We start from the raw sequence: 25,498 nt of genomic DNA on the forward strand, positions 1-25,498 counted from the left end.
ACCTGTGAGGCCTGCGGTTCCGCTTTGGAACTTGCAGGTTCACAGGTCTTTTGTTCAAATATAGGCTACAGGCGGAAGGAGGAGACGGTGCTCTGCAGCTCCTCGGCCAGGCTGGCCAGAGATTGGGCGGAAGATGCAGACTCCTCGCTGCTTGCGGCAGACTGTTGGGTGGTGGCAGAAATATTCTCGACAGCGGCCAGCACATTGGTCGACTGTGCCGCTTGCTCTTCACTGGCAGCAGCGATCTCGGAAATTTTCTGGCCGGCGTTATTCACCATCGTGACGATCTTATGAAAAGAGACGCCGGTTTTCTGCGACAATTCGGCACTTTCCTGTACGGCGCTTACACTGTAGCGTGTGTTCGCCTGCATGCCCTTGATGATGCCTGTAATCTGCTTGGTGGCCTCGCCGCTGCGTTCGGCAAGCTTCCGCACCTCATCGGCAACCACGGCGAAGCCGCGTCCCTGCTCTCCGGCCCTTGCGGCTTCAATAGCTGCGTTAAGCGCGAGCAGATTTGTCTGATCAGCGATATCCTCGATGACATCGATAATGTCCCCGACCTTTTGGGAGTCCTCCTCCAGCCGGGCCATCTGCCCGCTGACAGACTGCATGCTCTCCATAGATTCCTGAATGATGCTGTTGCCATCTTCGGCAATCAGCACAGTTTCATCCGAGATGACCGAGGCCTGTTCGGTGTTCTGCGCTACGGAGTGGATGGCGCTGGAGAGCTCTTTAAATAATTCGCTGATCGTCCCGGCATCATTCGCAGTGCTTGTGCTGCCGCTGGCTATCTCCTGTGTACTGGCGGAAATCTCTTCTGCGGCGGCGGACAGGCTTTGGGAATGCGTAAGGATGGACCCGACAGTCCGGCGAAGATTGCTGACCATCTCATTGACCTTAAACGCCAGCATGCCGATTTCATCTTTGGTGTCGATCTCCGTCTGGCTACGTAAGTCGCCATCAGCTACCTTGGAGAGGATCTGGACTACCTTAGCCAGCGGCTTCGAGATGATTCGGGAGATCATATAGCCGAGCAGGATGCACAGCATCACGGCAGCTACAACGACAGCAAGCGTAATAGTCCGCGAGGAGTTGTACAGGGATGCTCCATCCTGTTTGGCCTGATCCGCTTCTTTGATATTGATGCTGATCAGATTGTTGATGATTTGCTTTAGGGCATCCGCTTCATTGGCCAGAGTGGTGCTGCGGAGCGTGTCCAGCAGTTCGTCGTCCCGCTGGGCAAGGGATGCGCTGATCAGGGATTCATAAGTATTCAAATATTCGTTCCAGGCAGCTTCGAATGGAGCGATCGCCTGGATGGAGTCTTCGCTGAGCTTTGTTTTGCGGAAGGCTGCGATGCTATCCAGCACATTCTGCTTTTCAGTTTCATAGTCTTCCACGCGCTGCTGCCGTTCCGCAGGCGTTTCTTTAATATACAGATCCCGGGCGATGCCGCGCATACTGGTGAAGCTGTTCTGGGAGCTTTGAAGAGAGGAGACGGGCACCAGATTGTTCGTATACATATCATCAAGACTGTCATTGATTGAACCCAGATTGTTCAGACCATAAAGACCCACGAAGGCCAAAATGACAGCAACCACCAAAAAGGATGAGATTAACTTCACGCTTGTTTTTAAATTATAAAACCATTTCATACCCGATTCCCCCAGTGATCATGAATTTGTTAAACCAAAGAACCTGCGTTGAAAAACAGACTTGCGGTGTCGATGATGAGTGCGATTTTGCCGTTTCCCAGGATGGTGGCCCCTGAAGTGCTGTCTGACTTGCCTATGTATGAGCCCAGCGTTTTAATTACAATGTCCTGATTACCGACAAGCGTATCCACTGCCAGCGCCAGCCGTTTCTCCCCGCGCCCCAGAATGATCAGCGGGATCGAAGATGCAGTTGTCTCCGCTCTTGGAATCCCCAGGCAATCATGCAGCCAGACCACCGGGACGAGCTGGTTGCGTGCTGTAATAACCGGTTGGCCCCGAACGGTCTTGATCTCACCGTAAGCGGTGCGGATAATTTCGGCCACACTGCTCATGGGAATGACAAAGGTCGCATTGCCGGCATTTACCAGAAGCCCCCGAATGATAGCCAGGGTAAAGGGCAGGCGGATACGGAACCGGGTGCCTTGCCCTTTGGTGGTCTCAATATCAATCATTCCGTTAATCCGTTCAATATCATTGCGGACAATATCCATCCCTACCCCGCGGCCGGAGATATCGCTTACTTGAGCGGCAGTAGAAAAGCCGGGTCTGAAAATAAGGCGCAGCGCTTCATCCTCATTCATGTAACGGGCCTCTTCGGCTGTGATGATGCTCTTATTGATGGCGGATTGGAGGATGGCCTCGGCATCGATTCCAGCCCCGTCGTCCTCAATGACGAGGATGACCTGATTATCCTCATGGGAGGCGGCAACCCGGACGGTGCCTGTTTCACTTTTGCCCGCGCTACGCCGGATTTCCGGGGTTTCTATGCCGTGATCCAGCGCATTCCGCAGAAGATGGATAAGCGGGTCGCCGAGTTCCTCAATTAGTGTCCGGTCCAGCTCTGTTTCCTTGCCTTCAATGACCAGCTCGATCTGCTTGTTCAGTGAGTATGACAAATCTCTGACCATGCGCGGCAGCCGGTTGAACAGCTGCTCTATAGGCAGCATCCGTACCTTGATCATATTCTCCTGCAGTTCACGGGTGATCGTCGACAGATGATCGGCCAACTGTCCCAGCTCCTCTGTCAGGCCATTGGCTCCGTATTGCCCGTGAAATCTGCGGTTCAGGAGATGGAACCGGGTTTGATCAATTACCAATTCACCCGCCAGGTTCATCAGCTTTTCCAGCCGCTCAATATGTACGCGAATGGTTTGGGGCTTTATCTTGTCAGCAGTAGCCGGCAGTGCCTCCAGCGGGTCCGGGAGGCCCCGGCTCTCCGGTTCCGGCTGAGTCGAATTTTTTTCTGCAGCAGGGTTAAGTGAGATGTCCTTCACTTCTTCTATGTAGATACTCTCAACATCCATAATGGAGGAGATCTGCTGCCGGAGTTCCTCGATATTCCTCTTGGGGGACAGCATCCAGGATGCACCATCGACCCTGCTGTCATGGGCTTCAATCTCTTCCAGCTCCGGCTTCATTCTAAGGACCGTGGCGAGGTCCCGCAGCTTGGCGTCAATAAGATGTAGACGTGGCAGCTTCATTTCACAGGCCGGGGAGAGCCATACATGAAGCCAGAAAAGCTGTAGCGGAGTTTCGGTTTTGTTTGGCTGTACAGCCGGACCTCGGTCATGTCCATGCAGTCCCTGCGCACCAAATGTCTTGAGCCTCTGAATCAGCTCGGATACGTCTGTCGTCTCATGGTCTGCAGCGGCGATTTCACTTTGCAGCGCGCGCATTCCATCCAGTGCCTGGAAGAACAGGCGGATAAGCTCATCCGTTACTTGCCGTTCCCCGTTCCTCATTTGGTGAAGCAGATGCTCAAGATGGTGTGCGACCTCCTTCAGCCTGTTGTAACCCATGGACGCCGAGGAGCCTTTGAGGGTATGGGCTGCCCGGAAGAATTGCTGTATTCCGTCTTCCGTCTCCCCTATCTGCTCCAGCCGGAGAACTTCATCTTCGATCAGTTGCAGCTGCTCCTCCAGTTCTTCAAGAAAAATTCCCCGATATTCTGATAAGTCAACCATAATTCACCTTCTCTCCGTGTAGCCTCCGGTTATTCGCGCAGCAGTATCTCATCCAGCTTCAGAATTCCGACCAGACCCGAAGAAGAGAAGCCTATTCCGGTGAAGAAGGAACCGCTGATTCCGGAGACACTGTCTGGTGCGGGCTGAATATCATTGAACGTAGTCACTTTATTCACGTTGTCAACAATGACACCAATGGATTCCTCCAGGTGATGAACCACCAGGATGCGTGTATGCTTAGTCTCGGCAATTTCCGCCATATCCAGCAGCACCCTCAGGCTTAGCACCGGCACAATTTTCCCTCTCAGATTGATAATGCCCTTAACGTAGTAGTGGCCGTTTGGAATATCCGTAATTTCCTGCATTCTTATAATTTCATGAACATCGGAGATGGGGATGGCATAATGCTCGTTGTCCACCCCGAATTCGACATATTGTTTCTGTGTGGCAGACTCCATATTTTACCTCCGTTTTCTCAAATAAGTGATTAAGCAGCCGCTCCTCAGGCGCTGGGTTCCTTCCTCCTTTTCTTAACAATTCATTAGCATGTTACTCCTGATGTGTCTCTGGTCCTTCTCGACGTGAGGAAATGAGACAAAAAACCGGAAAGATGTCGTACAATATCACTTATGCGACATTTTTAATCATAGAGGAGCAATGAAATGACAATAAAACAAGCAGAATTGAGCAACGCCCAGTTAGGTTTGGTTTACTCTGGGGAGGGCAATTTCAGTGACGATCAGATTGTTCAGATGTTTGTGGCAACCTGCTGTGCCAATGCAAATACACGTCGTAATTATAGGCGGGCGATTGCTGATTTCCGTAAATTCATAGTTGGCACATCCTTGCAGGAGGTTACCTGGAGGGAGATTGAGGCGTATAAATTCTTTCTGACCCAGGGAGGTTACAGCTATCCTAAGCAACTGGCGCCGGCAAGTATTGCCGCGTTCCTCGCACCTTTGAAATCATTTTATAAATGGGGCAGTGATCAGCATATTGGCATCTTTGCAGCTAATCCGACCTCAAGTGTGCGGATTCCCAAAATTACGATTACCAGCCGAAAAAATTTCTTAACCAAAAGAGAGGTGGGGGATTTGCTGGGGGAGCTCCAGACGCAGGGCCTGCGCAATTACCTGATTGGGCTGACGCTGGTGATGCTGGGGCTTCGTGTATCTGAGCTGACGGCGATGAAATGGGGGGATTTCCACACAGATCCGCTGGAAACCTCTCTCTGGCTGACCATCGCGAATGCTAAAGGTGGCAAACGCAGAGAGATCAAGGTACCGCCGACCCTTTGGCAGCTGTACTCCCAATTATCCAGCGCCATTGCCGGGAAAGGTGATCCTGCCCCGGAGCTTCTGATGTTCCCGTTATCATCAAGACAAGTAGAGCGGATTATCAAGACAGCCGGAGAGGCGAGCTCTATTGAGAAAAAGCTTACTCCACATTGGCTGCGCCACACCAATGCCACACTTGCGTTGCTGCAGGGCGCCTCACTACAGCAGGTGCAGGAATCGCTGGGGCATTCCCACATCAATACTACTCAGCGGTATCTCCATACCGTGCAGCAAATTCAAAAGGCTGCCCCTGATTTTGTAGAGGACAGCCTGCGGATTTTTATTCAATAAGACAAAGTTTTACAAAATACGCTAGTATTTCTGGGAAGTTCCTATACAGCAGTATGGATATGCCCTATAATGAATGCATAATCGCTTCGTAATGCGCAAGTACGCAGAAGCCTATTTTTTTCGGGAAAAATGTCGCATAAGTGATATTGTACGACAAAATATGGCACGATATACATAAATCTTGAATTTTAAATTGTAGTATTTAATGGGATTACTGAGAGACTGTGCCTGCGCCATGCGAATGGATGCTTGGGACAGTCCCTCTTTGCCTTAACAGGATTGGGCGTGAGCGTCTTCTGAGTCTGAACTCCTTCACAAGCCGCGAGATTGGGCAATATAACGGAACTGTAGTCCGCATGATCACAGACGTTCCGTATCAGAACTGCACACTAAAGCCGTTAAATGTGTGAATCCCCGTGCCGAAATGATCCAGTTCATGTTCCCGCAGAAACTTAACCGCCAGCTTCACTTCCTCCAGAATCTCCGCTTCTAGACCCAGTGTATTATGTGAACCGTAAACTTTGTTGATTCCGTCTAATGCAGCCATTCTCTCCAGGGAATTGACCAAATCTGCAGGACTTGTTGAAGGATAAAAAGCATACACAGGCGTCTCATCATATAGCAGATCACCCGTAAACAAATAACCGCGGTCTTTATCGACAAAGCATACATGACCCGGAGAATGCCCGGGAGTGTGGTACACCTTAAGTGTTCTGCCGCCCAGAGAGATGAGGTCCCCATCGCTTAATAAGCCGGCTGGCTCGCCCTGAAAAGGCTTGTAAGCGTCCGGGTCAAAGCCCTCCGGCACAGGCCGGGTCAGATCTCTGCCGATGTCCCTGCGGATTTGCTCAATAGACAAACCCTGAATGCCATGGACCAGCCAGTCCTTATCCGCTTCATGGACATAAATACTGCTGAATAGTCCATGGCCGCCGATATGGTCCGTATGTACATGAGTGGTGAGCACTTCAATCGGCAGGCGGGTCAGTTGATCCGTTATTTCTTTGATATTGCCGATGCCAAGACCGGTATCAATCAGTGCAGCTTTTTCCTCCCCCAGCAGCAGAAAGGAATGCACCTTCTCCCAATGCCCGTATTCGCTGATTGCGAATGTGGCTTCATCCATTTGCTGAACAGTAAACCATGGGTCACTAATCATATGAACCTCCCCGATACTGAGTATTTTCTCTCGAGTAGCCTACAAATCTCCGCTGATTCCTACTTTATAGCCGATTGAAATTTATTACAAATGATTCTTGACAATGGAAAATACAGGTCATATACTGTGTATATAGATATATACAGTAAGCACAGAGAGATACACACTGAACCGTGTCTATCCGCTGCAGCCTACCGCAGGAGAAACAACAAAGCGAGGTAAAAGGTAATGACAATATTTAGAGACGCCTGGGTGCTGGTCCGTGCAGATTTCCGCGGTGACAAGCTGAACATAGTGAGGGTCCTGCTGTTTTCCATTATCTTTATGGGATATATGGCCGCTATGACTGGAATGGTCACGGAAGACGCGCTGAGCGGAAGTGACGGAAGGCTGATGTCCGACTTCCTGCTGATTTCAATGATTCCCATGCTGGGCTTCACGTTCTCGCGGCGTACCATGAAATATTTAAGTGAAGACTCCTACACCCGGATGTTGGCTTATATGCGGAGTTTGCCTGTTCCGGCTGCGGTGATCCTCTGCAAAAGAAAGCTGGATGCAATGTTCTCATTTTGTCTGAATGGCGTATTGTTCTTCGGTTTAATGTACGCCATTAGTGACAATATACGCAGCCAGCTGTCAGGGACTTCATACGTTGCGTTTGCATTTACCTGGATCGGTTATGGCCTGATGATGACTGGCATCTATATTGTTGTGGAGTTTCTGGTTAGCGGCAAAGCGTACTTTTGGATCACCCTGACTTTGATGCTGCTGTCTTTCGGGGTTGCGCTGCTGATTCAATGGGGGGATGGAAATTTGTTTCTGTACAGCGTCTCCTGCTCGAAGGAATGGGGGCTGTTATCTCCGCTGATGTGGGGAACGCTGCTGCTGGGCACGGTATCCGTGCAATTATTTTCCAAATTGACGATACACCGGCTTAAAAGCCGCGATCTCGTATGAGAGGGCGGAGGTAACTTATGTGGATACCGATACAGATTAACGAGAACAGTGCCGAGCCGCTGTACCATCAGATCGAAACCCAGCTCCGGTCGCTGATCATCAGCGGAGGCATCACGGAAGGGACACTGCTTCCCTCCATACGTGAATTTGCCGGAGATCTGAAATGCAGCGTGATCACCGTCCGCCGGGTCTATCAGGATCTGGAGAATGAGGGGCTGCTGCGGACAAGACAGGGAACCGGAACCTTTGTCTCCCATGTGGGTGACGGGGCGATGGAAGAATACAAACGGGATGCCGTCCGTAAAGCTCTGGAAAGTGCGGTGGATGTTGGCCTGTCGGTCCAATGCAGTGAAGAGGAACTGACGGGAATATTTGTGGAGATTGTAAAAGACAAATACAACAAACAGGAATGAAAGGTGGGTTCATCTCATGGTACAGCAGGCCATAGAGCTGCGGAATGTAAGCAAGAAGCGGCGCAGCAGGACAATAGGGCCGCTTAATCTGAATCTCCCGCAAGGCTATATTACCGCACTGGTGGGCCAGAACGGCTCCGGCAAAAGCACGTTACTTCATATGCTGCTGCAGCTGACCTTTCCGGAGGAAGGCGAGATCCTCTGGTTTGAAGAGCAGCACAAGGCAGGTCTGCCGCTTGAACTACGCCAGAGCATTGCCTATGTGCCGGAAACCCCGCTAACGGAGGAGAATTACTGGACCTCAGATGAGGCCGCCGAATTCCGCCGGCATTGGTACCCTTCCTGGGATCATGGCTACTTTCAGGAGCTGCAGGATAAATTTGAAGTGCCGAGGGGAGCCAAGCTGGGCAAGATGTCCAAAGGTGAACGCCGTAAATTCGAGATTGCCGCTGCGCTGGCTTCCCGGCCCCGGCTGCTGCTGCTGGATGAGCCCTCCTCGGGTCTCGACCCCTTCGCCTGGAAGAGTATGATTGAGTCGATCCGCAAGTATATGGATGAGAGCGATGCGACCGTTGTTATCTCCACCCATATCGTCGAGGAGGTTCGGCGGCTGGCTGATTTTATTGTGCTGATGCATCGGGGGCAGCTGCTCGGAATGGCGGAGAAGGACAGCCTGTTTGGTTCATGGAGCGAGGTGTGGGTGAGCGTGCAGGATGAGGAAGAGCTTAGGGAGCTGGCGGCTGAATTGCCGGGGGCTCAGCAGTTTGCACTGGAGACACCGGGAGTCGCTTCATTTATAACCCAGCAATTTAATCAGAATGAGAAACGCATTCAGGACTTGGGCGTAAAGGTTATCAAGAGCCGCAGTCTGGAGCTGGATGAGATTTTAAGCTTATGGACACAAGGACATCGTCCGATCCTGATCGACCAGAAGAGAGGGGACTAACGAATGGAAGCTTTGAAGCTTGAACAGGTAGTCAAGCAGTATGGAGACAAAACCGCAGTAAACAAAATCAATCTAAAAGTGGAGCAAGGTGAGATTTACGGTCTGCTCGGAGCCAATGGCGCCGGCAAAACAACAACAATGCGCATGGTGCTTGGCCTGATCTATCCCGACGAGGGCAAGATCCTCTACAACGGCAAGTCCTATAGCAATGAACTGCAGCATCTGATGGGCTATCTGCCGGAAGAACGCGGACTGTACCCGAAGGTGAAGGTGAGCGACCAGATTATTTATCTGGCCCGCCTGCGCGGCATGGCAGCAGCCGATGCGGACAAGAGCCTGCGTTATTGGCTGGACCGCTTTGAAGTCCCGGAATATTACAATAAGAAGATTGAAGAGCTCTCCAAGGGGAATCAGCAGAAAATGGGCTTTATCGCCGCGGTTGTCCATAAACCGCAAATCCTGATTCTCGATGAAGCTTTCAGCGGGCTTGATCCCGTCAATGTGGAGCTGCTGAAGGATACCGTTCGCGAAATGCGGGATCAGGGCACCAGCATCCTGTTCTCTACACACCGGATGGAGCATGTTGAGGAGCTATGCCGCAACATTACTATTCTTGACCGTTCCAATACAGTGGTCCAGGGAGATATCCGCGAGATTAAGAAAGGCTACCCGCGCGAGGAGGTTATACTCCGCACAGTGGACGAAGTGGCTGGCCTGGAAAGTATCGCCGGTGTAACTGCCGTCCAGCGGCAGGAACGGGGATATGTTCTTTCGATCCGCGAAATCGGTGCGGCCCAGCGCATTTTGCAGCATGCTGTTGCACAGGGCGAGGTAGAGCATTTTGAGATCAAGGAACCGACGCTAAACCAAATCTTTATTAGAGCGGTAGGTGAATCCAATGAATAAGATGGGGACGATTATCGGTTTTACATTCAAGAATAAAGTAAGAACCAAGGCCTTTCTGATTACTACGCTGATTCTGGTGGTTCTGCTGAGCATCGGGATGAACATTCCGTATATGGTGAAGCTGTTCCAGGGAGACGACGGGTCCGCAAAGAGCCAAGTGCAGATCGGAGTCGTGGCAGAGGATGGCAACCGCGTGGCTGAGCTCCTCCAGGCCTATAGTCCGCCTGAGGGCGTGACCCCGGTAACGATCAGTCCATATGCTACTGCCGATGATGCGGCGCTCAAGAAAGGTCTGGACGAGGAAAACATCGAGGGCTATATCACATTGGGTGCACAGAGCGGTGAAGGCATTCCCGCGGTTACCTACTACAGCAAGAACGGTGAGATTGATTCGGATGTGCAAAGCTATCTGCAGAATGCACTGCAGCAAGCCAATACTCAGCTGATTGTAGGCGATAAGCTGACTGCGGAACAGGTGGCTGCGATGTACACCCCGGTATCTATCGGTACCCAGCAGATCAGCTCGGAAGGAGCCGGAAATGAAGGTACGGCAGAGGAATCACCGCCAATTATCAACTATGTGATTGTATATGCCCTGCTTATGCTGTTCTTTATGTCGATTATGATGACAGGCAATATGATCTCGGCCGAAATCACTTCGGAGAAAAGCTCCCGTATCATGGAGATCCTGATTACAAGCGCTGCACCACTGACGCAAATGTTCGGCAAAGTGATTGGCATCTTCCTGGTCGGCATCCTGCAAATTGCGATTATCTCCGCAGGCGTAGCTGCCAACCTTATGCTTCCGCATAATGCCAGTATCCTGACCGATTTTGATCTTGATCTGGGGCAGCTGGACATCAGTATCCTTCTATACGGACTGGTACTCTATATTCTGGGCTACTTCCTGTACGCCTTGATGTACGCAGCTGTAGGTTCCATTGTCAGCCGTACCGAGGACCTGGGCCAGGCGATCATGCCGATTCTTATGCTGGGCTTCGTCAATTTATATCTTCCGATGTTCAGCATCTCTGTCCCGGATACCCTGCTCGTTAAGGTAGCAAGCTTTGTTCCATTCACTTCTCCGCTCAGCATGCTGCTGCGTATTGGTGTTGGCGAGGTAGCGACCTGGGAGATTCTGGTCTCGCTTCTCATCTTACTGGCAACTACCTTACTGTTCGGCTGGCTGGCCGCCAAGATCTACCGCACGGGAGTGCTGATGTACGGCAAACGCCCAAGCATCAAGGAGATCAGAAAAGCGATGAAGGCCTACAAAATTTAATTGGAATCATCAATATATACCTTTTGAGGAGTGCTTGATTTCATTCAAGGGCTTTTGACAGGAATGGGCATTGCCGGTATGATTGCGTCATTAATCATCTTTGGCAGACATTCTAAACGCGCAAACTAAGAAGTGATCATAGGTTTTACTGAGGAAGCCGCGGTTCGGAAACCGCGGCTTTTTTGCGGCTCCCCGGGAGTTCAGAGCCAAACTGGATCAGTGAAGGTTTATGGTGTATGTTATTTAATAAGGAGTGGTAATCTTGAAAAAAAACAATCAAATCCCCGCGATCCTCGCAGCTTCAATTCTGCTGATTCTGCTCAGCAGCATGCTTAAGCCAGAGGGCTCTACCCTGCTGGGTGTGCTGCAGACGTTAATGCTCGGAGTGGGCTTGCTGGGCTGCTGTACAGCGGCCTGGAGATTCGCCAAAGGCGGCAAGGGCAAGAGCTGAGTATAAATAGAAAAGGCCGCAGCACTATGCTGCGGCTTTTTCATGCGCTTTGACAAGTTGCTATATTCCATACGCAGCTATACAACAAACAAGTTTGCTTCAGGCCGCAACGTTTCCAACCGGCACATTTGCTCGCGCACATGTCTCAGCCGGGTTTTCAGCACTGGCACGCTTTGCTCAAGAATGGTGCTGATTGCCGGCAGGGGCAGCAGCATGCCGTACCATAACACCTGCACAATCTGATCCTCCCAGGCTAATCCATTGGAAACAAAGAGGCTGCACTCCTCTGCAGCCCGGGAGCATTGCTGAATGCACTCCCGGTACGCATCCAGAGAGAAAGGCTGCGGGATGAAATCATCATGAAGGTACCGGGTATAAAGCTCAGTGAAGGTCTTCATCGCAGTCTTTTCAGCAACGGCACCCTCTCCCAGCAGCAGACTGGTGAGTGCATAAATATTTCCGGTGTTCTTTTGGACATATTCCGCAAACCCGCTGGCAGCTGTCCATCCCGGGGATAATGGGTCTGGCATGTCTTCACGTTCCTTTCTGAATAAGAAATTATAAGATGGAGAAATAAGCGATGGATCTGTCCATTAGCTCGGCTATGTCCGGTTCCTGCCAGCTGCCTTTATGCAGCAGGGAACTTGAAGGTTTATAGTACATCCGTCTGAAGGGGGGCGTACCGCCGGCCCCAGCTGTACGGGAATAGGGAACCATTTGCAGATGTGACGTGACGACCTTGCCTTGCAGCTTGGCTTTTAAATCCAGCAGGGCCGTTTGCACGATTTCTTGCTGACCCGGCTCCCACTGCGCACCTAGCTGCTGTACAATTTCTATGGCTTCTTCCAGCCTGTGATTGCGTATACTTCTCAGAAAGGTGCTCCATTTAATGACGTCAAAATGATCGCCTTCCGCAGACAGTATCCCCGCTCCCCAGCTGCACCCAGCCTTGCACGTAAGCTTCAGCACACCATACCGGCATTTGCCGGATGACTCCGTGGCATGATGGAATGGCCAGGGGGCATCGAATACAAACACTTCTATACGTAACAGCCTGCGCTGGTTCATTTCGTTTTCCCTCCTACCCATTTATAAGCTGCAGCCTCAGCACAAAAAACCGCAGCAGAGGAGGACCTCTGCTGCGGTTTTGGTACAGGCTTAAATACACCTGGCGCAAAAACGTGGCGGATCAAGGTTCTCTCTAGTCGCTTACGGGGTTAGCTGTCGGATTCGGACGGTGAGAGTCGCCCTACCTAATGAGACCACAGTCTCCTTCGGATTCACCCCAAGAAAGATTCTTATCTTCCAGGAAAGGCCCTGCGGGCCTGATGGTTCCCCCGTTTCCCGCACTGCGGGAATTCAGCGTTCATATTGCATTTCATGCATTGGATTCAAACCGAATCATACTCTTTTCGCATGAGCTTTGTAAAAAGGAAAAAACATTCTTCTGAGCCGATTTTCAGGGAATTCTGGCAAAGGAAACGGTAAGATGCGCTAAAAGGGTGTTTATCAACGGTTTTCGGCTTTTTATCTCGTGCATACGACTGCTTTTGAATTAGGGTGATCAGAGCACAAAAGGCAATTTACTCAACATTGGGTGAATAAAATCACAACGCTGAATGCTTTTTCGCAAATCGTTGATAAGCCGAGTAAATAAGAGGAATGATGAGATTGAGGCTTAAGTAAGCGCTACCTGATCTGGATTGGGTTTACTAAATGCATTATTTTGGCAGGTTTGGCGGTTTACAAGGCCGTGACCGCCAGAGTATGATTACTTCTGTTTACTACACAATCGAATACGCAGTCCGCTTAATTTCCGTTATGGAAAGCGGGGGAACCAACAATCGGCAGCCGATGTGAGAGTCGGAGCCGGTTATGGGGTGAATCCTGTGAAAGTGCGAGAGAATGCTCGCATGGATACAGGTAGGGCGACTCTCACTGCCCGAATCCGACAGCTAACCTCGTAAGCGTATTAGAGAGGATGAGCACAATGTGACCGCTAATTGGACCACAGAGGGAATTCCTTTGTGGTTTTTTGCTGTGTTCGTACGAGAAATGAATGGAAGTCCTAGGCCGGAGGAGAGGAAGATATGGCGAATTCGGAAGAATATGTACTCATTAACGCTCCGACTAAAGCGGGGGAGCATTTTATCAAAATCTTAAAGTTCAGAGGCTACAAGATCGCAGGAATCGCCAACAATGCGGCGGAGAAGCGGCGTCTGGAGGAGCTGGGAATCGAGGTCAATCTTGTGGTGGATACACATCATCAGAATACATGGTTCCGCCCCTCTTTTCCGGTAGGCAGAGTATTTCTGTTCGAGAGCAGTGTGACCTTATGCTGCCGGTATATCCAGATGTGCCGGACCTGGACGACAAAACCAATATACGTAATTACGACTTCGATGAATCCCAGACTGGTCTATAAAGGACTTGGAGCGGATTCCGTCATCTATTCCCACAGCGGAAATGTCTCTTTTCTGGCGGATGTCTCAACGAATCCAGGATAAGGCCATATAAAATGGCAAATAAAAGGCATCCCCTGGACAGAGGTCCAAGGAGATGCCTTTTTCAAAATATAAATATTTATATGCCTCACGCTATGAATTATTCAGCAGTTGCTCCAATAAGCTCCTTAAGTTCGGAAACGTTGAAGCCTTTGACTGCGCGGCCTTCGTACACAGTAACAGGCACACCCATGAAGCCCAGCTTCTCGACTTCTTCCTGATACACTGTACTTGTCATAACATCACGCACCTCGAAGCTAACATCTTGCTCGGTCAGCCACTGTTTCACTTGATTACAGTCGCTGCATCCTGTGGTGGAATAGACAATAACCGGCTGGCTCATTGGCTCACAGCTGCCTTGATGGCGTCCCGGGTGATTTTCCAATGGGAGGTGTTCCAGCGCACTTCGCCGTCTTCGAGCAGGAAGATCTGCGGAGATTCATGCTTGATCCCGAAATCTTCGGCAATCTGATTGGACAGCGGACGGTCTTCAATCACATGGACAATGGCAGCTGGAGTCTCGGAGCCTTGCGTATAGGCTGTGAATTCCTCGTTGGCCTTGGCGCTGATCGGGCAGGTAGTGCTATGCTTGAAAAGCAGTTTTTTACCTGGTTGAGCAACATATTGCTGCAGTTCTTCCAGAGTATGAAGTTGTTGGATAGACATCGGTATCTCACCTTCCTATAAGTACTTGTAACTACGATTGTAACATAGTTCAAAATTAAATCAAAAGGAAGTTAGAGCACCTCTTTCAGCGGAATTACAGTCCCATGAAGGACGTTGAAAAAACGTGACTGCCATGCTAATGTGAGAGAGATGCCGCGTGTATTCTGAAGAATCGTAAAGGGTGTGTCCATAATCATGAAAAGGGTTGCTTTTGTTACCGGTGCTGACCGTGGTTTAGGTTTTTTTCTGGCAAGCTGGCTTCTAGAGAACAAATATTCCGTATTTGCCGGTCAGTATATGAAGGAGTCGGAATCGCTGGACGCACTGAAAAAGCAGTACCCGGACCGATTAACTCTGATCCCGCTGGATATCGGCGACCGTGAGAGTGTCAAGCAAGCGGCACGCAGCATTTCGGGCAGTACCGCTCATGTTGATATGATTATCAATAATGCCGGTATTATTCATAGAGCTGATGATGCCACGATGCTTGTTGATATGGACGATGAAGCCATGGCTCACATTTATAATGTAAACACGCTTGGTTCTTTGAGGGTCAGTAATGAATTGATGGGCCTGTTAATGCAGAGCAAGCAGAAATTGATTGTTAATATCTCCTCAGAAGCCGGAAGCATTGGCCGGAACAAACGGATTAATATGTACGGATACTGTATGTCCAAAGCAGCGCTTAATATGCAGTCCTCCCTGATGCACAACCATTTGAAGGTGATGGGCGGGCAGGTTATGGTCTTTCACCCCGGCTGGCTGCAGTCCTATATGAATGGTGAGAAGGCTCTGGAGGCACCTATTCCTCCTGAAGAGTCGGCGCGTAAGATTATGAATATCGTGCAGGAGCACAAGAAGTATATGGGTGAGGAGCCGGCTTATCTCGACCTGGACGGCAATGCGTGGCCCTGGTAACTATACACTAAGAGAAGCAGGAAGAGAGGCGGGAAGAACATGTCTGAATGGAAAGCACTTGCACTTGGCAGCTACAGTGAGGTGAAATACCATCCTTTTGCCGGTGTGGATCATGAGATTAAGCGCATTCTGTCACCTGATCTGCAGGTGGAGGCTTCTGAAGATTACAGTCTCCTGAACAAAGACAACCTCGAGGGATTGAAGCTGGTTATCGCTTATACCGAATTTTCCGATCAGAAAATAGCCCCGGAGCAAAGTGCCGCTTTGCTGTCTTATGTAGCGGGGGGCGGAGGTCTGCTCGTTATACATAACGGAATCTCCCTGCAGCGGAATCAGGAGCTGGGCGCCATGCTGGGCGCGCATTTCACCCATCACCCGGAATACACCTCCCTGCATATGAAAATACCGGCACACGGGCATCCCATTATGCAGGGGATCAGCGAGTTCGTCATCGAGGACGAGCCGTACTACTTTGAAATGCATCCTTATTTTGAGACGACTGTGCTGGCAGAGTACCTTCATGAAGGGGCCATGCGTCAGGCAGCCTGGTGCCATGAGTTCGGACTTGGCCGTGTAGTTTATCTGATGCCGGGGCATCATTTGCCTTCCTTCTCGGTAGAGCCGTTCCGCCAAATGATCCGCCAAGGCGGAATGTGGGCAGCGGGTCTGTTGTAACTCCTATCTTTGAATCGTTTTCGCACATCATAACAGCTGCACGTTCCCCAAGAGGAGCGTGCAGCTGTTTTTTTGATGTATGAATGTTCCAGCTTCGGTCAAAATAGGGTTACGAATAAAAAGGGGGACGCATGGAATGTGGAAGATGCTATGGGATCTAGTGCCCGGCTGGAAGGTGCTGTTTCAAGGTTTTGTCATCTTCGTCGTTCCGGTTGTCTTAACCCGCCTAATGATCTGGCTCCGAATGAAAGAGGGCAAGGCGAGCACCCGGGGAATGCGGGCTGAAGGCAAAAAAGGCGGGGGTGTTCCAAGCTCCGAAGATACGGGGGAGGCGGATCAAACCAGCGTCGCTGTGCAGAATAAAAAATCCGCCGCACCCGCACCCCCTGTTCAAAACAACGCTGGACAGGCCACTCCTTCCCTGACCTATACCGGAGAGTTCCAACATGATGTTCAGTCCTTCAGGGAGATAAGTACCGATATGTCAGACGTCAATGTCAGAGAGCTGCGCATTGGAAGCCTGGGAATCAAGGCGGCGCTGTTTTTTGTGGATGGACTTACAGACAAGGAAGGCATGGACCAGAACATCCTGATGCCCTTGATGAACACGGTGCGGCCCTTTGAAGGCATGAGTACAGCCCCGCCAGCAGAGATATTGAAAGGAATTATCGTGCATCAGGTAGTACAGGTCTCGGAAATTGAATATACCGACCAGCTGAGACTCTCGCTGCAAAAGGTATTGTTCGGCTCTGCGGTATTGTTAATTGACGGAATGTCGGAGGTTTTTGTACTAGGTACCCCGAAAGGCAACACAAGAAGTGTGGAGGAGCCGATATCGGAGGCGCTTCTGCGCGGTCCGCGGCTGGGTTTCAATGAAACGCTCAGTGATAACACGGCGATGCTGCGAAGACACGGGCAGAGCACGGAGCTGGCCATGATTTCTTTTACCGTGGGAGAGCGAATTGAGAAGGAACTGGTGCTGACCTATCTCAAGGGCGTCGCCAACGATGAGCTGATTAAGGAAATCACCCGGAGAATCAAGACGATCAATATAGATGATGTCCAGGAATCAGGATATTTGGAACAACTCATGGAAGACAACTACCTCAGCCCCTTTCAGCAGATCCAGAACACAGAACGCCCGGACCGGGTCATGGCGGCGCTGCTGGAGGGAAGAGCGGCCATTCTTCTGGACGGCACGCCGTTTGCGCTGATAATGCCGACTACCTTCGGAATGCTGCTGCAGTCACCGGAGGATTATTATGACCGCTGGTTTTCGGGTACACTGCTGCGGCTCCTGCGTTTTTTTGCCGCATCGGTCTCGTTGTTTGCTCCGGCGCTCTACATTTCTTTTCTCTCGTTTCATCCCGGGCTGATTCCTACCAAACTGGCGATTTCAATCATCAGCTCCAGGCAGGGCGTCCCCTTTGCTACACTGATTGAAGCGCTGATTATGGAAATCTCTATCGAAATATTGCGTGAGGCCGGCCTGCGCCTGCCCAAACCCATTGGACCGGCCATGGGCATTGTCGGGGGTCTGATTATCGGCCAGGCAGCGGTAGAGGCGGGGATTGTCAGTCCGATTCTGGTCATTGTCGTTGCGGTTACAGCGATCTCCTCTTTCTCGATTCCCATGTACAGTGCGGGGATTACCTTGCGCTTTCTCCGTTTCCTGGCGATGTTTTTCGCTGCTGTATTCGGGCTTTACGGTGTCGTTATGTTTTTCCTCCTGCTCAGCAGCCATTTGATTAAACTGAAGAGCTTCGGGGTTCCCTATTTAAGCATGGTTACTCCCTACAGGATGAGCGACCTGCGCGATTTTATTATCCGCATCCCCCTGCAATTGATGAAGCGCCGTCCGGCATTGCTGCAGCCCAAGGATCCAATACGTAAAAAATAAACCACAACTCAGGAGATCGAGGTGAGAACCATGAATGCGAAAGTACAGGATAGCATCACGACGAGCCAAGCGACCATTATTATGGTCAATTACATCCTCGTAGCAGGCGTATTCACCCTTCCCCGGACAACTGTACAGGCTGCCGGCACTCCTGATGTATGGATATCACTTATTGTGAGCGCCCTGCTGTCCATGGTGGCCGGCACGGTAATTGTCCTGCTTAGCCAGCGGTTTCCGGGCAAGACCTTCTATCAATACAGCAGGAGCATTATCGGCAAGCCGCTTGCAGCGATTCTGGGAGTGGTCATCGCCGCGTATTTTCTATGTATTTCCGGATATGAGCTGCGTTCGATGCAGGAGGTGACCGGATTCTTTCTGCTGGAGGGAACGCCCAACTGGGCGGTTGCCTCTGTATTCATGTGGATTGCGATTTATTTATGCAGAGGGGGAATTAATGCGCTGTCCCGGATGTGCAGACTGATTGCCCCCATGGCCGGGGCGATTTTTTTCGGGGTTTGTCTGCTTAGCCTGAAAATATTTGATATAGACAATCTCCGCCCTGTGCTCGGGGAAGGGCTGGGTCCGGTATGGAGAGGCACTAGGCCGACAGCGCTGACGTATACGGCAGGTGAAGCGCTGCTGTTCCTTGTAGCTTTTATGGAAAAACCCAAAAAAGCAGGGCGGGTGCTTGTCGTAGGGACATTGATTTCTATGATCTTTTATGTGGTTGCTGTTGTCATGACGATAGGGGCATTTTCTGTAGAGGGTGTAGTCACCCGGACATGGCCCTTCATCGATCTGATACGCAGCTTTGAGGTGAACCTGCTGTTTGAACGTTTCGAATCCTTGCTCCTGGTCATCTGGATTATGCAAATTTTTTGTACCTTCTGCATTTCCTTCTATGGAGCGGCGCTCGGAATATCGCAAATCTTCAACAAAAAGCTCGACCATTGTCTATTCGCCTTGCTTCCGCTTGTTTATTTTATTACGGAAACTCCTCCGAATATCAATGGCTTGTTCGCATTCGGCACCAGCCTTGGTAATTGGGCCATTCTGCTGTTCGGATTGCTGCCGCTGCCGCTGCTAATTATTGCTCATTTCAGGAGAGCCGGATCATGAAGCGAATCGTACTGCTTGCCGTGCTTCTAATTCAAAGCATAGGGTTATCCGGCTGCTGGAGCAGCACGCCCATTGAGAACTTAAATATGGAAGTGGCCGTGGCACTCGACGTAGCGGATGAAACACCAATCGAAGAGGATTTTGAGCAGAGGGGCGGGGGGTACCCGAAGAATAAACGAATGTCCTGCACCTACCAATTTATCGTACCCCAAGGTTCAGTGGGTTCCAAAAAAGAAGGCGCATCCTCCAGAAATTTCTATAATATGACTGAAACCGGAGACTCCATCTTCGAAGCGATCCGTGAACTGTCGCTGCGTACAAACAATCCTCCCATTGGACATCATCTGAAGGTCATCGTAATCGGCGAGCAGCTGGCACGTTCTACCAAGCTTTCAGAGCTGATCGATTTTTTCAGCCGGGATAATGATATCCGCCCCAGTGTGCTGATTCTCGTCAGCAAGGGAAAGGCCAGTGATGTGCTGAACAACGTGCTTCCGGGCCAGACACCGGCGTTTGTGCTGGAGGGGATATTTGGCAACCGGGACCGGAACCTGCGAATCTGGGAGCCAGTGTCTATCGCCAAGGCCGCAGGACCCCTGCACGGGAAAACCACCTTTATGTTGCAGAATGTCATTGCTGCGAAGAATGAGATGAAATTTGCCGGAGCCGGTGTGATCAAGGGGGAGACGGGCAAGCTGCAAGGCTTCTTAAACGAGGAGGAGCTGGAAGGTGTGGTCTGGCTTACGGGAAAAGGGAAAGGCGGAGTGCTTAAGACCACTGAGGATGGCAGCGGCAGGCTGATTACTTATGAGGTTAAGTCCATGGGCAGCAAAATCAAGGCTAAGGTCGAGGAAGGTAACATCTCTTTTGCCGTGAAAATCGAGTCTACAGGCAGATATGCTGAGACTTTCGCTCATGGAGGACAAAAGCTGGACGCTGCTTATATGAAGCAGGATGAACTGGTGCTGCAGGATAAGGTAAAGGAAATGGCCGGAGCCTCTGTGGAGACAATGCAGCAAAAGCTGCATGCCGATGCCGCCGGATTCGGCAAAATCCTGCATATTCAGCATCCTGCCGTATGGAGAAAGGTGAAAGGGAACTGGGATGAAACCTTCAGCCGGGTTCCGATAACCATTGATGTCAAGCTGCATATAGAGGAATACGGGGCTTCCGGAACCTCCACCGAATAAAGCACGGTTATTCAAGAAAGTCCTTGACCCTTACACTGGTGTCAGGGTTTATACTTGGAATAGAAGTTCTCATGAACCCCGGGGAGAATGAATGCTATGAAAATAGGTGAACTTGCAGCACAGACGGGCGTCAGTGTCCGATCACTGCGTTATTATGAGCGTCAGGGGCTTATCGCTCCCCTCCGCCAGGCGAATGGATACCGGGAGTATTCAGCGCTTGCTGTAGAGACGGTGGAGACGATTAAGCTGTATTTAAATTTGGGTTTGTCCACGGAAGAGATTTCCGGTTTTCTGCACTGCGTGCTGAAGAATAAAGAAGCGTTCTGCGCGGAAGTGATGCCGCTATACCGCAGCAAGCTGGAGGAGATTGAGCGCCAGATTGTGCAGCTCAGCCAAATTAAGCTGAACCTGCAGCAGCGGATGGCCTCCATCCAGCAGGAACGGCTGGAGGCAGAGGCAGCTGTTAATTCGCTGTCTGAATGAAGTTCTGTCAAATTATGTACTTTTTGTATTATTCGGGATATACACATGGGAGGAACTAACGATGGCTATTATCAATGCAGAGAAAACTGAGGATCTAAGAGCCGAGCTAAGAGGCAGCGGGGCCGTACTGGTTGATTACGGAGCGCCATGGTGCGCGCCTTGCAAGATGCTGCTGCCTGTTCTGGAGGAACTGAATGACGAGTATGGAGACAGTGTGGCTATCGTTAAGGTGAACTGTGATGAACTGCCGGAGCTGGCGGGGGAGGCTGGAGTCATGGGCCTGCCTACCGTGATTGTGTATAGCGGAGGACAACCGGTGGAGAAGCTGGTCGGTCTGCGTCCTAAATCGGCCTACCAGGGTGTATTGAACAAGTATGCGGCTGTAAGCAACAGATAAGAGAATAAGAGGCAGTGAGCGGCATGCCTAGCATGCGCTTCCTGCCTCTTCCTATGTCTATTTATGAATTCAAAGTGACTTGGCTTTCTCTGTAACGGGAACAACCTCATTATGATGCAATGCCTCCAGCACTTCGGTCCGAAGAGCATCTGTGAACTCATTCCACGTTTTTTTGCCAACACCCAGCTCATCGCGTCCGATGGAATTCAGTGTTTCCAGCCACACGCGTTTGTCATTAATTTCGCCAAGCTGCTCCTGGATCTGTTTATAGATCTCCTCATGGGCATGGAATTTCTGGTTGAGTGCGAATGCGGCCGCATTGGCCGTATAGCGCAGCTCCTTGGCGGCGATCCGCAGCTCATGCAGTGCGTCGAAGGCTTCCTGTGATTCGGCCCCGGGACCTTTGAATAGGGTTTTGCATGTTTTTTTCTTCTGCTCAAAAGCTACTTCAAGTTCGCGCATGACGACGTTTACATCTCTTTTCGCTGCCAGCGGCTCAAGCGTGCTGCTCCGAAAAGCTTCCCATAACCCGTCCAATTCCTTGCCGGCCAGCTTTGGGAGCTCAGCCTCCAGCTTCTTGCGGTATTCCTTCCGCTTATCCTTCTGGTGTTTGATGACCGCCTTCAGCAGTTCGGCAGTTTTCGCCTCGCCGGCTTCCTTGGCGCGCTTGCGTCTTTCCTTGAAAGATTCAATAAGAACATCTGCATCCCTGACCTTACCCAGCCTTTTCTGGGCCTGCTTGAATACGTTGTACAGCTCGGCTGCGGCGGAATGATCCGGGTCGAGAATGGACAGCAGGGTCAGCAGCTTGCGGCTGTTGACTCTGGCTTGATGAATATCCTCGTCATCAAAGTTTTTGAGCGCGTCTTTGCTGTAGTCCCTAAAGTTGATAAACAGCTTGTGCATCGCCTGTTCCCACTGCCTGGTCTTGCTTAACTGCCTGTCCTTCGCAAGTTGTTCGACTGTCATGCGGCATCACTCCTCAAGGTTGTGTATAGCATGAGCTTCAGCGCTTAATCTTGCCGCTGATTGAAACTTGTTATGGTAATAGGATAACGGTATCCTGCAGCTATTTCAAATGCTGAACTCACGCTTTGCCTTCGCGCCAGGCTGCGGATCGGTTACAATATGACTATTGGTTCGGACAAAGGTTAACATTCAATAGGTACTCGGGGGATGAATGATGATCAATAAAGGAATTAACAGAGCAGAATCGGGCGCGGAGCGCGCTCTTCCGAATGTAATGGTGCTGTTTGAGCATTTGTCAGAAGATGACGGGAAGGCTGCAAAATATGGCGGAAGTGGGGCTGCTGAAGGTGGAGCGGTGACGGAACATGCTGTGAGGTCAGGAGATGCGGGAGAAGCGGAACATGTTATGTTGGCCGGAGATGCCGGGAAGCCGGAGCATGCTGTGACGTCAGGAGATGGTGGAGAGGCGGAGCATGCTGTGATGGCCGGAAATGCGGGAGGCATGCTGGTTCCCTTTGCATTTGAGGAGACGCTGTGCCGGGACATTGGAGCGGGACTGGCCCCTCCAGCCCTGCATCTCTGGAGTCATCCCGCAGGTGTTGCACTGGGCCTGCGGGACAGCAAGCTACCCCGCGCAGATGAGGCGATGGCCAGGCTTGAGCGGCGCGGGTTTCGTACAGCGGTCCGTCACTCCGGCGGGGCTGCCGTGCCGCTGGATGCCGGGATCGTCAATGTGGCGCTGGTCCTTCCCAAAACTCCGGGCAAGCTGGATTTTCACGACGATTTCCGGCTGCTGGCTTCCCTGATTCAGGAAGCCGTAGCGGTAAGCCATCCGCAGGCTGCGGCGTTGATCCAGGCCGGAGAAATCACCGGTTCCTATTGTCCCGGTGATTTCGATCTGGCTATCGGCGGCCGCAAGTTCTGCGGCATTGCCCAGCGGCGGCAGAGCAGCGCGTATTTCGTTCACGCGTTCGTTGTGGTCTCCGGCTCCGGGCAGGAGCGCGGGGAGCTGATCCGCGGATTCTATGAGACTGCGTCCGGCGGGGACGAGTCTTTGTCTTATCCGCGGGTCCGCCCGGAGACCATCGCTGCGTTAAGCGAACTCGGCGGGCCGGCTTCGGCGGCGGTGTTCTCTTCAGGCATCCGGCAGGCGATATCCGGGCGCGGAGTGCAGCTTAAACCGGCTGCCCTCCTCAGGGAGGAGACCGGTTATGACTTGCAGTATGCGGATCAGCGTGTGCTGGAAGCGGCACGGGTGCTGCGGGAACGTTATGCCCGCTGAGATCTGTGCGTCTGCAGGGATTGAGCTTGAATCTGAGCTGAAGCTTGAGTTGGAACTGGGGTTTGAGTTTTGGGTTTGGGTTTTGGGTTTGGGTTTGGGTTTGAGTTTGGGGTTTGGGTATGGCGATTCCGGCCAGACCCCGCAAAAGGTGCTGCAAGACAGCTGCTTTAAGCAGCTGCAGCAGCACCTTTTGTTATGGGGTGATAAGGAGCCGCAATGTTACTGATATAAGCTGAGCTGAACGCAAGTTTGCAACTAATACCGTGCCCATGCTAACCGCACAGTGTCCACGATAATAAGAGGCACTGCTAAGGCGATAGCTGTACTCCATACAACTAAAACCTGACCTTTTAGGCCTGGCAAGGAGATAACTGCACTCTGTACACTTAAAAAGTGTCGAACCGGCCCAAACATAGCTTTCCGGAATTTTTAATTGCAGGAAATACACTTATTTCCAAATAATCTCCATTTTGGACCTGATTAGTTGCAGTAAATACATCTATATGGTGCGGTGTAATGAGACCGCTGTTTTGTTCAAATTATATAATTCTTGTTTCGGCTTTTCCTGCGGGCAGCGGCTACGTATACAGCTCCGGCCGTCTGTCGGAGAAGATCGGAATCTGCTGTCTTACCTCCCGCACCTTCTGCAAATCAATGACGCCGCTCAGGATTTCCTCGCTTTCTCCGGCCTCACATATAATGTCGCCCCACGGATCAATGATCATGGAATGCCCGGCGAAAATATTCGCCGGATCAGCCCCGGCGCGGTTGCAGGCGACGACGTAGCATTGGTTTTCGATTGCCCGGCTGATCAGCAGGGCACGCCAGTGGGACAGCCGGGGCAACGGCCATTCGGCGCTGATGAACAGCACCTCCGCTCCGAGTGCCGTATGGGCGCGCACCCACTCCGGGAAGCGGATATCATAGCAGATCAATCCGGCGCATAACGAGCCGTCCAGGCTGAACAGCCCCTTGGCTTCTCCCGGCTGAAGATACAGGTGCTCATCCATCAGGCGGAACAGATGCAGCTTGCTGTATTCCCCGGCAAGCCCGCCATTACGGCCAAAGACGAACATGCTGTTGGTGATCCCGGCAGCCTGCTTGTTGGCCACGGAACCGGCAACGATGTTGATGCCATATTCGCGGGCCAGGCCGGAAATAAAGTCCTTCGTAATCTGCCCCTCTGGATCGGCAATTTCATCAAGCCGTGTTAGATCATATCCGGTCGTCCATAATTCAGGGAGAATGAGGCAGTCAGGACGAGTTGCTGCGGCCTGGCGTATTTTGTGTTCAGCCGCTACATAATTTGCCTCGGGTTTGCCAAATGCTATATCGAGCTGAATCAGGGAAATTTTCATATTTCCTGCCTCCTCTTTCATTATTACTGATAAATTAGTTGACGGGTCAACCATATCGGTGTAAACTGATTTTTATCAAAAGGATTTTGCGCAATATATTTGCGTTAGTGTATTCTTTTTGAAGCCAGTTTTGCACAAAGCAATCCACAATAGTGGAGCTTATAAAACTTTAAGGGGGTTAATTTTGACTGAACATCTGCCTGAGGAAGAAGAGCAAATATTAGAACTGCTGCAGGCGCTTAACAAGGGAATCAGCCCCAAGTTTGAACGTTGTGCAGGCATCAGCCCTACGCGGCTCCGCCTGCTTCACGAGCTGTTTCAGGTTGCAGAAATTAGCCAGATTTCGCTGCAAAAGGAAGTCGACATTGATGCTGCAGCTGTCACCCGCCATTTGAAGGGGCTGGAGGATAACGGCATGATCTCCCGCCGCAACAATCCTGCCGACAACAGGGTGACTTTGGTCTCGCTCACTGAACAAGGACGGGAGAAAATCCTCTCCTACAAGGAGGAGAAGATCCGGTTCCTCCGCTCATTGCTCACCGGATTTGAAGGGCAGGAGCTCAAAGTGCTTATAGATATGCTTACCCGGCTGCAGCAAAACATCGATTTACTGTAG

The 25,498-nt window shown here is 51.1% G+C and carries 27 protein-coding genes and 2 riboswitches; of the genes, 17 read left to right on the top strand and 10 right to left on the bottom strand.

Annotated features, from left to right (window positions below):
- Positions 1 to 65 precede the first annotated feature (65 nt).
- The 3 genes from H70357_RS02520 to H70357_RS02530 are packed head-to-tail and all read right to left on the bottom strand — an operon-like array spanning position 66 to position 4,137.
- Positions 66 to 1,655 (bottom strand): methyl-accepting chemotaxis protein, encoded by a 1,590-nt coding sequence (locus H70357_RS02520; RefSeq protein ID WP_038585397.1) that lies wholly within the window; start codon positions 1,653 to 1,655, stop codon positions 66 to 68.
- A 29-nt stretch (positions 1,656 to 1,684) separates the two neighbouring features.
- Positions 1,685 to 3,679 (bottom strand): chemotaxis protein CheA, encoded by a 1,995-nt coding sequence (locus tag H70357_RS02525; RefSeq protein WP_038585399.1) that lies wholly within the window; start codon positions 3,677 to 3,679, stop codon positions 1,685 to 1,687.
- Between the two features lie 29 nt (positions 3,680 to 3,708).
- A complete protein-coding gene (locus H70357_RS02530; RefSeq protein WP_038585402.1) occupies positions 3,709 to 4,137 on the bottom strand; it encodes a chemotaxis protein CheW in 429 nt (142 codons plus the stop codon).
- A gap of 204 nt (positions 4,138 to 4,341) precedes the next feature.
- Here H70357_RS02530 and H70357_RS02535 point away from each other — a divergent pair, with 204 nt between their 5' ends.
- Positions 4,342 to 5,307 carry a tyrosine-type recombinase/integrase gene (locus H70357_RS02535; RefSeq protein ID WP_038585405.1) on the top strand — a complete coding sequence of 322 codons (966 nt, stop codon included), beginning with the start codon at positions 4,342 to 4,344 and terminating at the stop codon, positions 5,305 to 5,307.
- 376 nt (positions 5,308 to 5,683) lie between these two features.
- Here H70357_RS02535 and H70357_RS02540 read toward each other — a convergent pair whose 3' ends face one another.
- Complete coding sequence (locus tag H70357_RS02540; RefSeq protein WP_038585408.1) at positions 5,684 to 6,466, bottom strand: MBL fold metallo-hydrolase; 783 nt, start codon at positions 6,464 to 6,466, stop codon at positions 5,684 to 5,686.
- Between the two features lie 228 nt (positions 6,467 to 6,694).
- Between H70357_RS02540 and H70357_RS02545 the strand changes: the two genes are divergently transcribed.
- From H70357_RS02545 to H70357_RS02570, 6 genes are all read left to right on the top strand, one after another.
- Positions 6,695 to 7,423, top strand: a complete 729-nt coding sequence (locus tag H70357_RS02545) for a hypothetical protein (protein ID WP_038585411.1) — start codon at positions 6,695 to 6,697, stop codon at positions 7,421 to 7,423.
- A gap of 17 nt (positions 7,424 to 7,440) precedes the next feature.
- Positions 7,441 to 7,836, top strand: a complete 396-nt coding sequence (locus tag H70357_RS02550) for a GntR family transcriptional regulator (protein ID WP_038585414.1) — start codon at positions 7,441 to 7,443, stop codon at positions 7,834 to 7,836.
- A gap of 16 nt (positions 7,837 to 7,852) precedes the next feature.
- The gene (locus H70357_RS02555; RefSeq protein ID WP_038585416.1) at positions 7,853 to 8,782 is read left to right on the top strand and encodes an ATP-binding cassette domain-containing protein; all 930 of its coding nucleotides are present in this window, start codon (positions 7,853 to 7,855) and stop codon (positions 8,780 to 8,782) included.
- 3 nt (positions 8,783 to 8,785) lie between these two features.
- A complete protein-coding gene (locus H70357_RS02560; RefSeq protein WP_038585420.1) occupies positions 8,786 to 9,688 on the top strand; it encodes an ABC transporter ATP-binding protein in 903 nt (300 codons plus the stop codon).
- Entirely contained in the window at positions 9,681 to 10,970 is a 1,290-nt protein-coding gene (locus H70357_RS02565) for an ABC transporter permease (protein WP_038585422.1), read from the top strand. The genes H70357_RS02560 and H70357_RS02565 overlap by 8 nt, the downstream gene beginning before the upstream one ends.
- Before the next feature lie 262 nt (positions 10,971 to 11,232).
- A complete protein-coding gene (locus H70357_RS02570; RefSeq protein ID WP_038585425.1) occupies positions 11,233 to 11,421 on the top strand; it encodes a hypothetical protein in 189 nt (62 codons plus the stop codon).
- A 77-nt stretch (positions 11,422 to 11,498) separates the two neighbouring features.
- Here the strand turns inward: H70357_RS02570 and H70357_RS02575 are convergent, their stop codons facing one another.
- Together H70357_RS02575 and H70357_RS02580 are read right to left on the bottom strand one after the other, a co-directional pair.
- The gene (locus H70357_RS02575; RefSeq protein ID WP_038585428.1) at positions 11,499 to 11,951 is read right to left on the bottom strand and encodes a hypothetical protein; all 453 of its coding nucleotides are present in this window, start codon (positions 11,949 to 11,951) and stop codon (positions 11,499 to 11,501) included.
- A gap of 28 nt (positions 11,952 to 11,979) precedes the next feature.
- Entirely contained in the window at positions 11,980 to 12,489 is a 510-nt protein-coding gene (locus tag H70357_RS02580) for a hypothetical protein (RefSeq protein ID WP_038585431.1), read from the bottom strand.
- Between the two features lie 124 nt (positions 12,490 to 12,613).
- A riboswitch (cyclic di-AMP (ydaO/yuaA leader) is annotated at positions 12,614 to 12,796 on the bottom strand.
- Between the two features lie 421 nt (positions 12,797 to 13,217).
- Positions 13,218 to 13,406: riboswitch (cyclic di-AMP (ydaO/yuaA leader) on the top strand.
- Between the two features lie 105 nt (positions 13,407 to 13,511).
- On the opposite strand from H70357_RS02580, the gene H70357_RS02585 reads away from it, so the two are divergent.
- Positions 13,512 to 13,928 (top strand): hypothetical protein, encoded by a 417-nt coding sequence (locus tag H70357_RS02585; protein WP_038585433.1) that lies wholly within the window; start codon positions 13,512 to 13,514, stop codon positions 13,926 to 13,928.
- Positions 13,929 to 14,025: 97 nt separating this feature from the next.
- On the opposite strand, the gene H70357_RS02590 is transcribed toward H70357_RS02585, so the two are convergent.
- Entirely contained in the window at positions 14,026 to 14,268 is a 243-nt protein-coding gene (locus H70357_RS02590) for a glutaredoxin family protein (protein WP_038585436.1), read from the bottom strand.
- Positions 14,265 to 14,591, bottom strand: coding sequence for a bacillithiol system redox-active protein YtxJ (gene ytxJ, locus H70357_RS02595; RefSeq protein ID WP_038585439.1), 327 nt, complete (start codon positions 14,589 to 14,591; stop codon positions 14,265 to 14,267). Before ytxJ ends, H70357_RS02590 begins: the two co-directional genes overlap by 4 nt.
- Positions 14,592 to 14,786: 195 nt before the next feature.
- Here ytxJ and H70357_RS02600 point away from each other — a divergent pair, with 195 nt between their 5' ends.
- The 7 genes from H70357_RS02600 to H70357_RS02630 all read left to right on the top strand — a co-directional run bounded on the left by H70357_RS02600 (position 14,787) and on the right by H70357_RS02630 (position 21,273).
- The gene (locus H70357_RS02600; protein ID WP_038585441.1) at positions 14,787 to 15,509 is read left to right on the top strand and encodes an SDR family NAD(P)-dependent oxidoreductase; all 723 of its coding nucleotides are present in this window, start codon (positions 14,787 to 14,789) and stop codon (positions 15,507 to 15,509) included.
- A gap of 39 nt (positions 15,510 to 15,548) precedes the next feature.
- Positions 15,549 to 16,184, top strand: coding sequence for a ThuA domain-containing protein (locus H70357_RS02605; protein ID WP_038585444.1), 636 nt, complete (start codon positions 15,549 to 15,551; stop codon positions 16,182 to 16,184).
- A gap of 136 nt (positions 16,185 to 16,320) precedes the next feature.
- The gene (locus H70357_RS02610; RefSeq protein ID WP_081965656.1) at positions 16,321 to 18,084 is read left to right on the top strand and encodes a spore germination protein; all 1,764 of its coding nucleotides are present in this window, start codon (positions 16,321 to 16,323) and stop codon (positions 18,082 to 18,084) included.
- Positions 18,085 to 18,114: 30 nt separating this feature from the next.
- Positions 18,115 to 19,203: a spore germination protein gene (locus H70357_RS02615; protein ID WP_038585447.1), complete on the top strand. Its 1,089-nt coding sequence runs from the start codon at positions 18,115 to 18,117 to the stop codon at positions 19,201 to 19,203.
- Positions 19,200 to 20,393: a Ger(x)C family spore germination protein gene (locus H70357_RS02620; RefSeq protein WP_038585450.1), complete on the top strand. Its 1,194-nt coding sequence runs from the start codon at positions 19,200 to 19,202 to the stop codon at positions 20,391 to 20,393. Before H70357_RS02615 ends, H70357_RS02620 begins: the two co-directional genes overlap by 4 nt.
- 96 nt (positions 20,394 to 20,489) lie before the next feature.
- Positions 20,490 to 20,876, top strand: a complete 387-nt coding sequence (locus tag H70357_RS02625; RefSeq protein ID WP_038585453.1) for a MerR family transcriptional regulator — start codon at positions 20,490 to 20,492, stop codon at positions 20,874 to 20,876.
- Positions 20,877 to 20,937: 61 nt separating this feature from the next.
- A complete protein-coding gene (locus H70357_RS02630) occupies positions 20,938 to 21,273 on the top strand; it encodes a thioredoxin family protein (protein WP_038585454.1) in 336 nt (111 codons plus the stop codon).
- A 69-nt stretch (positions 21,274 to 21,342) separates the two neighbouring features.
- On the opposite strand, the gene H70357_RS02635 is transcribed toward H70357_RS02630, so the two are convergent.
- Positions 21,343 to 22,242, bottom strand: a complete 900-nt coding sequence (locus H70357_RS02635) for a CHAD domain-containing protein (RefSeq protein WP_038585456.1) — start codon at positions 22,240 to 22,242, stop codon at positions 21,343 to 21,345.
- Between the two features lie 211 nt (positions 22,243 to 22,453).
- Here H70357_RS02635 and H70357_RS02640 point away from each other — a divergent pair, with 211 nt between their 5' ends.
- On the top strand, positions 22,454 to 23,524 hold the full coding sequence (locus tag H70357_RS02640; protein WP_081965657.1) for a lipoate--protein ligase family protein: 1,071 nt from the start codon (positions 22,454 to 22,456) through the stop codon (positions 23,522 to 23,524).
- 578 nt (positions 23,525 to 24,102) lie between these two features.
- On the opposite strand, the gene H70357_RS02650 is transcribed toward H70357_RS02640, so the two are convergent.
- On the bottom strand, positions 24,103 to 24,882 hold the full coding sequence (locus H70357_RS02650) for a carbon-nitrogen family hydrolase (protein ID WP_038585460.1): 780 nt from the start codon (positions 24,880 to 24,882) through the stop codon (positions 24,103 to 24,105).
- Positions 24,883 to 25,066: 184 nt separating this feature from the next.
- On the opposite strand from H70357_RS02650, the gene H70357_RS02655 reads away from it, so the two are divergent.
- Positions 25,067 to 25,498: a MarR family winged helix-turn-helix transcriptional regulator gene (locus H70357_RS02655; RefSeq protein WP_081965658.1), complete on the top strand. Its 432-nt coding sequence runs from the start codon at positions 25,067 to 25,069 to the stop codon at positions 25,496 to 25,498.

The organism is Paenibacillus sp. FSL H7-0357 (genome assembly GCF_000758525.1).
Lineage (GTDB): Bacteria > Bacillota > Bacilli > Paenibacillales > Paenibacillaceae > Paenibacillus_AQ.